The 14,915-nt window shown below is 33.7% G+C and carries 10 protein-coding genes and 3 pseudogenes; 10 read left to right on the top strand and 3 right to left on the bottom strand.

Translation table 11 applies throughout. The features are described from left to right. Positions 1-175 precede the first annotated feature (175 nt). The gene (locus A3SG_RS0114385) at positions 176-1,261 is read right to left on the bottom strand and encodes an IS110 family transposase (protein WP_016990710.1); all 1,086 of its coding nucleotides are present in this window, start codon (positions 1,259-1,261) and stop codon (positions 176-178) included. A gap of 186 nt (positions 1,262-1,447) precedes the next feature. Here A3SG_RS0114385 and A3SG_RS20885 point away from each other — a divergent pair, with 186 nt between their 5' ends. The 5 genes from A3SG_RS20885 to A3SG_RS0114360 all read left to right on the top strand — a co-directional run bounded on the left by A3SG_RS20885 (position 1,448) and on the right by A3SG_RS0114360 (position 8,255). After that, entirely contained in the window at positions 1,448-2,680 is a 1,233-nt protein-coding gene (locus A3SG_RS20885; RefSeq protein ID WP_016990709.1) for a hypothetical protein, read from the top strand. Positions 2,681-2,861: 181 nt separating this feature from the next. Further along, positions 2,862-4,520 (top strand): serine hydrolase domain-containing protein, encoded by a 1,659-nt coding sequence (locus A3SG_RS0114375; protein WP_016990708.1) that lies wholly within the window; start codon positions 2,862-2,864, stop codon positions 4,518-4,520. Between the two features lie 235 nt (positions 4,521-4,755). Further along, positions 4,756-5,325, top strand: a complete 570-nt coding sequence (locus tag A3SG_RS0114370) for a helix-turn-helix domain-containing protein (RefSeq protein ID WP_016990707.1) — start codon at positions 4,756-4,758, stop codon at positions 5,323-5,325. A 106-nt stretch (positions 5,326-5,431) separates the two neighbouring features. Continuing rightward, positions 5,432-6,913 (top strand): serine hydrolase, encoded by a 1,482-nt coding sequence (locus A3SG_RS0114365; protein WP_016990706.1) that lies wholly within the window; start codon positions 5,432-5,434, stop codon positions 6,911-6,913. A 292-nt stretch (positions 6,914-7,205) separates the two neighbouring features. Further along, positions 7,206-8,255 carry a serine hydrolase domain-containing protein gene (locus A3SG_RS0114360; protein ID WP_029596829.1) on the top strand — a complete coding sequence of 350 codons (1,050 nt, stop codon included), beginning with the start codon at positions 7,206-7,208 and terminating at the stop codon, positions 8,253-8,255. Positions 8,256-8,320: 65 nt separating this feature from the next. Here the strand turns inward: A3SG_RS0114360 and A3SG_RS0114355 are convergent. Further along, a pseudogene (locus A3SG_RS0114355) lies at positions 8,321-8,614 on the bottom strand (tyrosine-type recombinase/integrase); the annotation flags it as partial. Between the two features lie 180 nt (positions 8,615-8,794). Here A3SG_RS0114355 and A3SG_RS22745 point away from each other — a divergent pair. Together A3SG_RS22745 and A3SG_RS22440 are read left to right on the top strand one after the other, a co-directional pair. Continuing rightward, positions 8,795-8,926: a hypothetical protein gene (locus A3SG_RS22745; RefSeq protein WP_016990703.1), complete on the top strand. Its 132-nt coding sequence runs from the start codon at positions 8,795-8,797 to the stop codon at positions 8,924-8,926. 232 nt (positions 8,927-9,158) lie between these two features. After that, a pseudogene (locus A3SG_RS22440) lies at positions 9,159-9,371 on the top strand (RHS repeat domain-containing protein); the annotation flags it as partial. Positions 9,372-9,580: 209 nt separating this feature from the next. Here A3SG_RS22440 and A3SG_RS19995 read toward each other — a convergent pair. Beyond that, positions 9,581-10,138, bottom strand: a pseudogene (locus A3SG_RS19995) (site-specific integrase); the annotation flags it as partial. Between the two features lie 406 nt (positions 10,139-10,544). Here A3SG_RS19995 and A3SG_RS0114335 point away from each other — a divergent pair. The 3 genes from A3SG_RS0114335 (at position 10,545) to A3SG_RS0114325 (ending at position 14,396) form a co-directional block, all read left to right on the top strand. Further along, positions 10,545-10,847 (top strand): hypothetical protein, encoded by a 303-nt coding sequence (locus A3SG_RS0114335; protein WP_016990700.1) that lies wholly within the window; start codon positions 10,545-10,547, stop codon positions 10,845-10,847. A 75-nt stretch (positions 10,848-10,922) separates the two neighbouring features. Next, positions 10,923-13,085: a TonB-dependent receptor gene (locus A3SG_RS0114330; protein ID WP_016990699.1), complete on the top strand. Its 2,163-nt coding sequence runs from the start codon at positions 10,923-10,925 to the stop codon at positions 13,083-13,085. A 411-nt stretch (positions 13,086-13,496) separates the two neighbouring features. Further along, positions 13,497-14,396, top strand: coding sequence for an alpha/beta hydrolase family protein (locus A3SG_RS0114325; protein WP_016990698.1), 900 nt, complete (start codon positions 13,497-13,499; stop codon positions 14,394-14,396). The last annotated feature ends 519 nt before the right edge of the window (positions 14,397-14,915 follow it).

The following is a 14,915-nucleotide window of genomic DNA, read 5'->3' as shown; positions in this document are numbered from 1 at the left end:
GCACAGCCACCAGCATCGGTATGATTGTAAGACCCAAGAGCTCCGCTTGAATTGGCGAAGCAATAAATAAAATAGCTACCTACTTTGAGATGTGGCTTCATTTTATGGAACCACCATGGCGGTTTTGTAGTCTATTTTTCTTGTATGGTTGAGCTTGTTAAGAAGGTTATTTTTATTATTCTATCCCCCCGATAGCTATCGGGACTAAATTTCTATTAATTTGATATGCGGTTTCTGTTTTAATGACTGAAAGAATTCTTCTGGCCATTTTATGGGCTACTTTTATAATGATACTTTTTACGTTTTTACCTTGATGTTTCTGGTAATAATTTTGCATTTCGGTATCTTTTCTAATGGCTATCCAAGCCGCTTCAACTAAATAACTTCGCAATTGAGACCGACTTCTCGGCGTAATTCCTAAACACTTCTCTGACTCTCCACTGTTATACATTCCAGGAACTAAGCCGATGTAGGAACTAAACTGTCCTTCGTTATTAAACCGTCGTAAATCTCCACATTCGGCCAAGATTACACTTGCTAGATATCCTCCTATTCCTGGAATACTTTTCAAAAGATTGTAATCTTTCTTATTGTTTTTTCTACAATAAGCACGCATTTGATTGGCAATTTCTAAATATTCTGATTTGATAAACTTGAACATGCGTATTTTTCCTTGCAAGGCTAAATCGCCACAAGAAGTGCTGAATTTTATTTCTTCTAACCACGCAATAAAAGCTATAGTCCAATTTGAATTATCAAACTCGTCTGGAACTTTTATTCCATGAAACAGTAACATACTTTTGATATGTAATTTGGTTTGTCGCAGTTTCTTAGTCACTTGCGTTCTATGGCGAGCCAAGGTAGTAAATTGTTCATGCTCTTCTGTGGGAATAAAAACACCTCTTAGTACACCCGATTTTAATTGATTGGACAAGTTTTTAGAATCTAAAGCATCTGTTTTTTGATAGCGCTCTTTATCTCCTCTCTTTACATCTGAGGGATTAACAACTAGAACATTCCAACCCAGGTTTAAAAAATATCGTGCCGCGGAGAATCCGCAACAACCCGCTTCATAGACTAAATCGACAGCATGATCTGGAAATGTGCGCTCCACATATTGATACAAATCCTCAGCATTAGAAGGCATCGAATAGGTCTTGTGAAAAAATAAATCTGTTTGGATAGAAACTGTCCAGCTTTTTTTGTGAATATCTAAACCAATGAATATCTTTGGAATAGAAAAGGCGTCTTGTAATTGCATAATCTTCGTTTTTAGTACTCTCAAAGTTATGCTTTTACATTGATGCTTTGAGCTAGCTGGAATTTAGTGGAATTGCCGTTTCGCATCAAGTTTTCGTTCAGTCGAAAATTGAGCGGTTACGATTTTCCAGCCATCTCAAAGTAGCATAACGTTGTGTACAATTGTAAAACCTAACAACATTGATTTATGAATTATACGGTATTTTATTCTTGGCAATCTGATTTGGAAAATAGATATAATCGCTCTTTTATCCAAGATGTACTTGATAAAGCAACCAAAGCTTTTTCTAAAGACGAAAATTTTTCATTAGATGCAGTTGTTGATCGAGATACATTTGGGATGCCTGGCAGTCCATCAATTGTCGAATCAATTACAGGAAAGATAGCAAAATCTGATATTTTTGTCTGTGATATATCTATTATTAATTTATCTTCAACTGGGCGACCAACCCCAAATCCCAACGTTTTATATGAATTGGGTTTTGCATCTGCCATATTAGGTTGGGATCGAATAATTATGATCCAAAATAGTGCTTTTGGAAACATAGAAAAGCTACCTTTTGATTTGCGCGGAAGACGTATTTTGCAATACCATTTGGACAGTACAATTGAGGGTAAAGCTGATGAGAAAAATAAGCTTAAAAAACAATTAACAGGTGTCTTTCAAGAAGCCCTTAAACACTATAACAAAGATTACATTACGAAGGAAAAAATTGTTTGGTGGGGAAATTGGAGTATAGAATCTAAAATTAAAATTCATGGTGGTAAATTACTTATTAACCGAGTATCCTCAGATGCTTTCTTTTTCCGCATCATAATATGGGACGGTGCAAGGAGCGGACAAATATCTGGTAAAGCACAAATAGTGACACCGCATTCAGCCTATACAAGAATTAAAAGTTTTGACGATCAAGATTGCGAAATTATATTTAGAAGAAGATTAGAAAACGGAGAATGGTTTATAGAAATCGAAGAAGGTGATGGTTGTAAAATTTTCCATGGTCACAATTCCACATTTTCTGGACATTATAAACATTTACCAGAAATGGTTATTAATTATGGATACTTGGACGAATTAGATCTTAATGAAATTGAGCGAATGACAGGAAAATATTTATCTGTATTTCTAGACAATTTTCAACAGTTTAGTATTGACAAAGATGAAGAAGACAATGAATTAGTAGTCATTACTGCGGGTGTAAAAGGTCTTTATACAATCATGGAATCAATAGTTGTTCTAAATAAGTTTGGTAACATTTGGTGTGCATTTATAGATCCTAAAATAGACAGTATACGCTACTTCACCAATCTAACAAGTCAAGACAAACCAAAATCAATGAAAGATTGGTTATCAAAACTTGCTCAGAAGCAGATTATAGAAAATGATGACAATGAACAAGATTCAAATTTTGATGAGTAACAACAACTGTACACAACAGCCATTCCTTTGAGCTAGCTGGAATTTAGTGGAATTACCGTTTTGCATCATGTTTTTGTTCCTCCAAAAAATAAGTGATTACGAAGCACAAGCCATTTCAAAGCATTGAGTCGTTATATGCCATTTTAAAAGACAACAATACCAACAATTCAAAAATAAAAATATGAGAAGACAACTTGCCATTTTAACCACAATTTTCCTGACAACACTTCACTTATTTGGGCAGACTACAGACTTTGTAAAAAGCGACAGCATTATTTATCCTATTCACAAAGCAAACGTTGGTAAAATTACTTTCATGGGGCAGAGTGTTGTTCTTGAAAATTTTAAACAATCTGATTTTCTTACATCATTTGAACTTAAAGAAAAAACCGACCTTAGTATTAGAGTTTTTTTGGGCAACTCATTGACAAATTATCTTCATTTACTTGCACCACAATTATCTGCTGAAGAACTTACTAATAATGGAAATTATCAATTTACATTCTTCATCGATACCAAAAAGATCTATGTTGAAAATCTTAATGTAGGTGCGGGTAGTTCTGACAGTAAAAATCAAAGAACGGTTTTTAGAGTTCCGTTAATAAGTTCAGCTAATGAAGATTCATGGGGCAGATTTCTTTGGAATAGATTTCTAGCCAACGGAGGACAAGACGCATTTACAAAGGGAGAACATCTTCTTAAAATTGAAATTAGACCGTACCTAAATCAGACCGAAATAGTAACAGGTAGTATTATTGCCGAAGGACAAATAAAAATCATAGTTCCAGAAATAAAAATTAATGAAGAATTGGTTAAAGTCCAGACTATAAAGCCACTAAAAGACTGGCAAATTTCATTAGTGAAAATTGACATCTCAAAAATTGAGGAACTAAATCGTAAAATAGAAACGCAAACGTTTAGGAATATTACTAGTGTTGTCGTGATAAAAGACGGGCAGCTAATAATTGAAGAATATTTTAACGGAGCAAATAGAAATACACTTCACGACACACGGTCTGTTGGAAAGTCATTTGCATCTGCTCTTTTGGGTATTGCAATCAACGACAATTACATAAAAAGCGAAACACAAACCTTAAAAGAATTTTACAACCTAAAGACCTTCCAAAACTATTCATCATTAAAAGATAGTATTACTTTAAAAGATTTACTAACAATGAGTTCAGATTTTGATGGTTCCGATATGATTACTGAATCACCAGGGCATGAAGAAAAAATGTATCCTACAAATAATTGGGTTGACTTTGCATTAAATCTTCCTATTGATCAAGCAAAAGTAACAAACAAGCGGTGGGATTATTTTACAGCTGGTGTTGTAGTTTTGGGCGACATTATACATAAAGCTGTTCCCGATGGTTTAGAGAAATATGCTGATAAAAAGCTGTTTCAGCCTCTCGGCATTACAAATTATAAGTGGCAGTTCACACCTCAAAAAGTGGCTAATACAGCAGGTAGTTTACAATTGCGTTCGTTGGATTATGCGAAGTTTGGACAGTTATACAAAAATCAAGGTGCTTGGAATGGAAAACAAATTCTATCCCAAAACTGGATAGAAAAAAGTTTATCACACCAGATGACAATATCAAAAGACGAGTACTATGGTTATCTATTTTGGAATAAAACATACAAAGTAAATGATGTTGACTATGAAGTTTACTATTCGAGTGGTAATGGTGGTAATCGAATTTTTATTTTCAAAGACCAGCCTATTGTAATTGTAATTACTTCTACAGCATATAATACACCTCAAGCGCACAAACAAGTTGACAAGATTATGCAAGGTTATTTAATACCAGCAGTATCGCAAGGACAAGAAAAATAGCAAATGAACGTCTAGACTTCGTTGGACTTTCAAAGCCAGTAATGAACCTGTATTGAATGGAACTGGAGGCAGTTTACTTACTGGATCGTATTGTTAGACTGGTAGAGTGAGTAGTGTTTTATGAAGCGTTTTTTTGTATTACAAATCAAGTATATTTACCAACTCGCAACGCAGTTTGAGAAACTTTGAAGTTTTTTAAACTAACTGACTATAACGGTGATTTTAAATATACAGCATGTCAAAACTAAAAAGTATTAGAGAATTAAAGAATCTGACTCAAGAAGAATTATCAGATAAATCAGGTATTTCCGCACGAACGATACAGCGGATTGAATCAGGAAGAGATCCCAAAGGTTACACTCTTCGGGTTTTGGCTACAGTGTTAGAAGTACAAGAAAGCGAATTAGTCACCCAACAAACGAAAGCAGAAAACATCATTGTTGAAGAAAACGAACCACTGAAAGAAGGTATTTCTATTAACTATTCTTATCTTAAATTAATCAATCTTTCAACAATTCCATTTACAGTAATTCCGCTATTAAACATTCTCGTGCCTTTACTACTTATGCTGGTACTGAAACAAAAAAATGCCTTAACAAAACAACTCATTTCTGTTCAAATACTTTGGACAATTGTTGCGCCTATATTATTTATGTTAGGCATTTTTTTGAAACTTGGAAACAAGTTTACTCTACTACTTATAATACTAATAGTTTTCTCCAATGTATTCATTATCCTCCGCAATGCAATAGAAATTGACAGAAATAAAACTCTTTATTACAAACTGGATTTCAATTTGATATGAAATTTGTCGGGAATTTGTCAGGTTATTGTCGTGGAATTTTTTAGGGTAAAAAAAGTGCTTTTTTGACCTTTGCTGAAAATATAATTACAGCAAAATAAAATTGGTTATGACAAAAAAAATTATCTTAAGCTTCATTATTACCATCATTTTTAGTGCAATCAGCAAAGCACAGATTGACAAAAATTCAGAACTTTACAAAACCATTTTATCCAAAGACAGCTTACTGTTTAATGTTGGGTTCAACACTTGCGACATCAAACAGCACGAAAATTTATTAAGCGAAAACTTAAAATTTTATCACGACAAAGACGGAGTTTCTGATAAAACAAAATTCCTTTACGACTTAAAAAATGGACTTTGCAAAAATCAAGGAACTCGTCAAGTAATGAGGGTTTTAGTAAAAGAAAGTACTGAAATTTTCCCGCTTTACCGCAATGGAATTTTGTATGGGGCTATTCAAAACGGAGAACATCTATTTTACGAAAGTAAGGAAAGCCAACCCGGTTCAGCTAAATTTACTAATGTTTGGACTTTAGAAAGCGGCGATTGGAAATTAACCACATCCTTAAGTTTTGGACACCAAGCATATGAGATTCAAAAAACAGAAAATTCAATTTTTGAAAATGACATCGAAATTGAAAAATGGCTAAAAGAAAACAATGTACCAACTTTAGGAATTGGAATAATCAATGAAGGCAAACTTCAGCAAATAAAAGTATATGGTACGCTTACAAAAGGGATAGCCGCAGCTTACAATGCCATTTTCAATGTAGCATCTTTAACTAAACCCGTAACTGCAATAATTACTTTAAGGTTGGTCAGTTTGGGCAAATGGGATTTGGATGAACCCATTTATAACTATTGGGCTGACTCAGATGTTGCGGATAACCCAAGAAGTAAAAGACTTACAACCAGACATATTTTAAGTCATCAAACGGGATTTCCAAATTGGAGATATTCAACAAAATCAAAAAAGTTGGACTTTCAATTTGAACCAGTGAGTCAGTATCAATATTCTGGCGAAGGATTTGAATATTTGCGAAAGGCCCTAGAAAATAAATTCAATAAAAAATTAAATCAACTAGCCAGCGAATTAATTTTTGAGCCTTTGGAAATGACTGATACGCACTATATTTGGAACAATATGATTGACGAAAAACGAGTGGCTATTGGATATGACACTAAAGGGAAGCCTTACGAAACAGTTAAAAACAAATCAGCGAATGGAGCAGACGATCTATTGACAACAGTCGAAGACTATGGAAAGTTTTTGGTTAGTGTAATGAACGGTGATGGGCTTTCAGAAAAAGTATTTGACGATATGGTCACGGCTCAAGTTGCAACTAAAAATGGAAAACATTTCGGACTTGGATTCGAAATTTATAATTTTAATAATGGAGATTATGCATTGTCTCACGGTGGAGCAGATAACCGAGTTCAAACCCTTGTTTTTATATATCCGAAAACAAAAAAAGGACTTACTATCTTCACAAATGTAGATGATGGATATAAGGTTTATGAGAAAATTTTGATCCATTATTTGGGCGAGCAAGGAAAAGAAATAATTGAAATTGAAACGGCAAAATAAAAATTACTGGCAAAAGATTAGAATTCATTGGGTTTGAATAGTAGCGATAGCCAAACGGTAGCTATCGCACGAATTAGTGAAGTCTATATAGTATGAAATTACAGGTTTCCAATTACTTGGAGAATTGTTTTACAGTAATAAAAAAGTGATTTTTAATTTGATTGTTTTGTATGATAAATCTACTATATTTACATAAAATCAAGTTCTAATAAGACGTTTATCGATTTTTAGAAGAACTAGCGGTATGCGACAGTTAATCAAAATCAATAATGAAATACAATAATTATAAATTATGCAACATTACAAACAACTATTTTCAATTTTTACTATTCTCATAGTTCTGACAAATAATACATTTGCCCAAACCAGAAAAATAGAACAAATTGACTCTCTGATGAAATGGTCAAACCAAATTGGGGTTTTTAATGGAAACGTACTTATTTCAAAAAATGATAAAATAATTTACCAAGAGTCATTTGGTTTTACTGATGTAACAAAAAAGAAGAAATTAAATGCTGATTATAGATTTAATATTGGATCTATTACAAAAGAATTTAGTGCGGTAGCTTTAATGCAGTTGCAGGAACAAGGAAAATTGCAGTTGCATGATAACGTTTCAAAATTTATTCCTGAATTACCAAAATGGGCAAATGAAGTTGCAATTAGAGATTTATTGCAATATACTAGCGGCATACCGAACGTAAACTGGAAAATCATTAAAAATGACAAAGACCTTTTTGATGGTTTAAAGCTAATCGACACTCTTGATTTCAAGTCTGGTACAAATTACGATTACAACAATAATAATATATTTTTGAGACAATTTATTGTTGAGCGATTGACAGGGATGTCCTTTAAAATGTATGCAGAAAAGTTCATATTTAAACCTTGCAAAATGAATTCGGCTATTTTAACGCCTTTTGAAAATGAAAAAAATATAGCTAAAGGGTTTAATAATAATTTAGTTCAAGATAAATCGGACTTACCAATAACCGGTGGAACCTATCTAACAACCATTGATCTGCTAAAATGGGTAAATTGCCTTCACTCAAAAAAAATAATTAATAATCAATCGCTGTACGAAATAGGTCAACAATTTGATTTAGAAGAAACACAATCCCCTTTAGGACAAGCAAAATACAAGGATGAAAATTTGATTGAGCATTTACACGATGGAAGAGCTGGAAATTATGAAGCCATTTTAGTTTCGAATATTGATGAAAAGTTTACAGTCATTTTGTTAGACAATAACTATAATGGAAAAATTTTTGAAATATCAAATGCGATCATAGCAATATTGAAAGACCAAAAATTTAGCCTTCCACAAAACAATCATAAATAATAAGCTATCTTCTATAGTGGTTGCAAAGCATTTCGGGATCAGTACTAAGTTCAATACCCGGAATTCTAATTAGCCTTTTTGATAATTTTATCTTTGTTGCTGTTTAGCATTTTGTTTCTCAAAATCATCATGTCCTCACTCACTTTTTTATCTAACACCTTTGCATAATGTTGAGTGGTTCTTAAGTTTTTGTATCCAAGCATTTTGCTCACGCTTTCAATAGGAACTCCATTTGTAAGGGTGACAGTGGTTGCAAAAGTATGTCGGGCAATGTGGAAGGTGAGTTCTTTTTCTATTTCACAAACGCCGGCAATCTCTTTTAAATAGGCATTCATTTTTTGATTGTTACTTTCCGGAAGACGTTTGTGTATTACTGTTAAGCTGTATATCTTCTGTTTTCATCTTTCTAATAAGTGACCTTGAACCATGGAGAAATATTTAAAAGTGGATAGTTATCAACAAAGAGTTGATAAACAGGTATTTTCCTATTTAAAAAATTGACTATATTTGGAATATATAACCAATTTAAATTTATAATTATGGCACTTAAACCAGGACCAAAAAGAATAGCAGACTCAACAGGAAAACCTGACCAACGTCAACGTGATAATAAAAGCACACCAGGGAATACACCCTCGTTGAAACCGTCCAAAAGTTCAGACAAAAAATAAATCTTTGATTATTTTGAATGAATGGATTTTAAAAACGTTTACATCGTAAACCTATCATTAGTTTGATAGGTTTTTTTATGCTCAATAATCAGATTTTAATCCAACTTTGAGTTGGAAATTAAACAAACTACACTTATTTTCGTAATAAAATTTAAGTTCTAGGATTTAGATAATCATCCATGAATCACACTAATTACGATTAGGAAACTATGTAAAACCTTATAAGTATAAGCATAACGGAAAAGAGCTTCAAGACGAGCTAGGACTGAACATGTATGATTATGGAGCAAGGCATTATGACCCTGCTCTTGGTTGTTGGATGAACAGTGATCCTAAAGGTGAATTGTTAGAAAAGTCATTATCATATGTATACTCGCTTAATATAACAATGGATGAAGAATCTAAGGCTGCCATTCTTGACATTTTAGAAATGCAAATAAAATAGCTAAGCAATAAAAATAATGAAAAGGAAACCTTGAATGAAGGTATTATACGCAAACACTTATATTATATTGATTTAGAAGAAGAAAGATTACTATTCAGGTAAAGTTCCTTCAGCCTAACTTCTTAAATCAAAGTTTATCAAACTGAAGCAAAATTAGTTATATAGTAGCTACTTTATTTATATTTAGAAAATTGATTTATGATTTTAAATTAAATAATTCGTTTAATGTCAACTTGAGTATTCATAAATTTCTCTCTCAAAACCTTCATGTCTTCGCTAACTTTTTTATCTAACACCTTTGCATAATGTTGAGTGGTTCTTAAGTTTTTGTGTCCAAGCATTTTGCTCACGCTTTCAATAGGAACTCCGTTTGTCAGTGTTACAGTGGTCGCAAATGTATGTCGTGCAATGTGAAAAGTAAGTTCTTTTTCAATTTCGCAGACGCCGGCAATTTCCTTTAAATAAGCATTCATTTTCTGGTTACTCAAAATGGGTAATAATTTGTTTTGATTGCAGCATTCCGGATGATCGTCATATTTATCAATAATCATTTGGGTAATAGGAAGAATTGGAATCTTCGAAGCTGTTTCTGTTTTCTGGCGGTGTGTAAATATCCATTTCTCTCCGTCAATACCGAGGCTTATGTGGGACTTTGTTAAGTTTTTGACATCAACGTATGCCAGGCCCGTAAAGCAGCTAAAAAGGAAGATATCGCGTACTAATGATAGTCTATCTGTTTTGAAATCTTTGTTGATGATATTCTCAATCGATATGATTCCTGGCCTTTTGGGATTATCGTAATTGGAGTTTTTATGAGAGGCAAAATCTATGAGTTTAGGAGGGATTATTTTTAGAATGATAGTTGTGGAGGAGAAGGGATAGGAAATAAAGATGCTGCGAGGTGTCTTTTTATGTTTTTTTTGATAATGCGGGAAACCGTAAAGGGATAAAATTATAATGGATTACTTTTACTTGATAGAAATGTACGAATATCACTAAAAGTGGATATTGTAATAATAAATTGAAAAGGTTTGATTACAAAATAATATATAAGACAGATAATACGCTTTATTGTAAAACTTTAAAAAAGTGTTACTTCTTGATGCTATTTACAAGTTATCTGCAACCCTATGAGATGACCGTGCTAACGAAAAAAATTATTACCTTTGAGCAATGAAAACGAATTTGCTTAAAATATTCCTACTGCTGACAGGTATTTTGTACCTGACTACTGCTTTGGAGTTGGACAGCAAAGAACTTGAACAGAATTACGAGAATGAAAACCATTCGTATGTCTTGAAATCGCAAAATTATCCTGACTTTCAACTTGAACAAGTTGTCGATAATTCACCAACAATACTTCACAATATCGACAGCCGTAAATTTGTAATTACTAATCAATTTTGTGGAATCGTATTTTCTTACCCTTCCCCTCCTGACAAAATTTATCTTTGGATTTGTTCTTTTTTGATCTGATTTATTGAATATTCTTTTGCTTTTCCATTTTTCAATGGAAACATTTTTCTATTTAATTTACTCAATATTTCAAAAATGAAAAAGTTAATATTTATTTTTTCAGTGCTTTTTGCTCAAATTTCATTGGCTCAAAACACTTTTAAAGCCACCATTGTCAGCGACAAAACCAAAGAAGTTTTAATCGGTGCTACGGCTCAAATTCCAGTTTTACAAAAAGGCGGAACTGCCAACGAAAATGGCGAAATTACCATCAATAATATTCCAAATGGCGAATATGAAATCATAATTCGCTACATCGGATTTGAAGAAAAGAGAAAGAAATTTACTTTTCCACCTGCCAAACCCAATGAAAAAATCGAAATAGATTTAGAGCCATCTGCAAGCCAGTTAGAAGAAGTAATTATTACTTCCACAACAAGGAGTAGCCGAACAATTAGCGACATTCCTACAAGAATTGAAGTAATCGTAGGCGAAGAATTGGACGAAAAAAGTTCAATGAAACCAGGCGATATAAAAATGCTTCTCAACGAAAGTACGGGCATTGCCACACAGCAAACCTCTGCCATAAGCGGAACGGCAAACATACGCATACAAGGGCTTGACGGTAGATATACGCAAATTTTGAAAGACGGAATGCCTTTGTACAGCGGTTTTAGTGGCGGACTTTCCATTATGCAAATTGCACCGCTTGACCTCAAACAAGTTGAATTCATCAAAGGTTCGGCTTCTACTTTGTACGGTGGCGGAGCGATTTCAGGGCTTGTAAACTTGATTTCAAAAACACCAAAAGACAAAAGAGAATTTACAACTTTGCTCAATGGTACATCGGCAAAAGGCTTTGATGCCAGTACATTTTTTGCCCAAAAGTTTGGTAAAATTGGCACTACTATTTTTGCCTCTTACAATTACAACGGTGCCTACGACCCTGCAAATATTGGTTTGACTGCCATTCCGAAAACAGACCGAATTACAATTAATCCAAAATTATTTTTCTATCCAAACGAGAAAACAAAAGGCTATTTTGGCGTAAATATTACAACAGAAAATCGTTTGGGTGGCGACTTGAAAGTAATCGAAGGCAACGCAGATGCAACACACCAATTTTTTGAAAAAAATGTGTCGTTGCGAACTTCGACACAACTAAATTTTGAACATAAATTAACCGAAAATAGCAAAATTCAATTCAAAAACTCGGTTGGCTTTTTCGACAGGAAACTGACCCAGCCAACAATAGATTTTAACGGACAGCAAGTTTCATCATTTACGGAATTTAACTACTCAAAGTATACCATAAAAAGCGAATGGGTAACAGGCTTAAACTTGTGGACAGATCTTTTTAAAATGCTAAATAATTCAAATTTTAAGTACGGTTTGACAACTTTTGGCGTATTTGCCCAAAATCATTTCAAGGCAAACGAATGGTTTACGTTGGAGAGTGGTTTGCGTTTGGATTACAGCACACCAACGTCAAACGATGATCTGAAATTGTATATTCTGCCGAGAATTAATGCACTTTTCAAAATAAACGAACACTTTACAAGCCGAATTGGTGGGGGTTTGGGCTACAAAATGCCTTCTCCTTTCAGCGAAGAAGCGGAAGCAAGGGGTTTTCAGAATATTAAACCGATAGACTTTAAAAATACGGAAGCTGAAAAAAGTTACGGACTTAATGGCGACATCAATTTCCGGACTCAATTAGACGAAGTTTCTTTGAGCATCAATCAACTTTTTTTCTATACTTATCTCAACAAACCACTAATGTTGCAAGGCAACAATTTTGTAAATGCCAACGGTTTTATAGACACCAAGGGAGCAGAAACGAATGTAAAAATCGGTATCGAAGATTTTAAACTTTTCGTGGGTTACACCTATACAGATACAAAACAGAATTTTAACAGTCAAAATATTTGGCAACCTCTCACAGCCAAACACCGACTAAATACAGTTTTGACTTTTGAGAAAGAACATAGTTTTAGAGTTGGACTTGAAGGACTTTTGGTAAGCGAACAACGCTTAAATGATGGTTCGACAGGCAAAGGTTATATGATGTACGGCTTTCTTTTTGAAAAAATGTGGGAGCATCTCAATATTTTTGTCAATGCCGAAAACTTCACCGACAGCCGACAAACTCGTTGGGACAGCATTTATACAGGGACAATTACCAACCCAAACTTTCGGGACATTTACGCTCCGACAGACGGAATTGTGGTAAATATAGGACTGAAAATAAAACTGTAAGCGAAAGCAGCCTGCGAAGAAAGGGCAGCAGATAGCAGCTAAGGCTTTGTTGTGCTTGAAAAGCCAACAATAAAGCCGCGGTTGAACGGAACCGATTACATGCCGTCAACACTATGGGGTTATCGTAAAATTATTTGGAGGATTTCAAGAGGATTTGGAGTCCTCTTTTTTTTTGATAATTCAACTGTTTCTTTTTCGGATGAAAAAGCATCATCTAAACTCGAAAACACATCTGATTGCGCGCAATTCCTGTGATATGTTGCATTATTAAACATACAACTTTTCTTATTGATCTACAATTCTTTTGTTATATTTGAAGAATAACAAGCGGAGGTTTTGACACGGACTGACGTTGTAGGCAATGCTAACGAAAATCCAATCACTCAAACCAATTTTTCTAATTAAACTAAAATGAACAGCAACTTTTTTTCTTACTTATTTCTTTGGTTATCATTAATAATTTTACCAGAAATGGTATTTTCTCAATCTGCTGACTTTACCATTCAAGATGTAAAGTTTGAAAGTCAGGGCGTCACTCTTGCAGGCTCAATTTTAAAGCCCAAAAATCCATTTGCAGCAGTTGTAATTGTTCACGGCTCTGACCCAGTAAAAAGAGAAATGGAGTTCGCAAAGCGCCTTGCTAAAGAAGGTATTGCTGTTTTGACATATGACAAACGTGGAGTTGGAGAATCTGGAGGTGTGTATGTAGGACCATCTGTTGGCACAAATAATATAGACACTACTAATCTTAATTTATTATCTCACGATGCAAATCAAGCAGTAAATACATTTCGAATCTATTTGAAAGATAAAAAAATACCAATTGGGTTAATTGGCTTCAGTCAAGCAGGATGGATAATTCCAATTGCTGCAAGCAAAAATCCACAAATAGAATTTATGGTTTTATTTAGTTGCCCTACAATTACAACTTTAGAACAACTCCGATTTCAGTTTTATACAAATGGAAACAATAGTTTTTGGGAAAATCATACAGAAGCAGATGCTCGTGAACATACTAAAAATGACCCAGACAAATATCAATTTGTGGCAACTGATCCAAAAATTTCTCTGAATATTCTTTCAATTCCTGGACTTTGGCTCTTTGGAGAAAAGGATATACAAATTCCCGTAAAGTTGTGCATAGAGCAATTAAATACATACAAAGTTCAAGGCAAACCTTTCGAGTACACTCTATTTTCAACATTGGGACATAATACTGTATTTGACAGTAATACAACACCATTTGACATTTCAATTCAATGGATAAAACAGAAAACTTTGAATATTAAGAAGTATAAAGTATCAAAATAAAGCACTGCCTGCAACAGCAAAGGTTTCGTTGCGTTCGCAGAACGAACAATGAAGCCTTGGTGGAACTGAACCACTCTACTTCCAACTCTGGGGTAATCGTAAAATAATATAGGGATTTTGAGAGGTTTTGAAGGGCTCTCTCTTTTATGATGATAATTGTTGTGGTTTTAAGGCTTTAGTATAGTGTGAAGGTTTATGATTGTCGACAAGGATATTATAATGATAGTTGGAGTAGGTGGCATAAGAAATACAAGAATACTGAGAGATGCCTATTTTTTTGATAATGCGGGAAACCGTAAAGGGATAAAATTATAATGGAATACTTTTACTTGATAGAAAGGTACGAATATCACTAAAAGTGGGTATTGTAAGAATAAATTGAAAAGCTATTGTTTCCAACATACAACACAAGACATATAGCACGGGTCATGGTAAAACTTTAAAGAAAGCGTTACTTCTTGATGTTATTGATAAGTTGGCAAACATTATAAAATTAAACGTGGAAAAATTAAAAAGTAA

The organism is Flavobacterium sp. ACAM 123, from assembly GCF_000264055.1.
GTDB lineage: Bacteria > Bacteroidota > Bacteroidia > Flavobacteriales > Flavobacteriaceae > Flavobacterium.
Note: the sequence above shows the minus strand (reverse complement) of the source record. Positions and strands in the feature narration are given on the sequence as shown.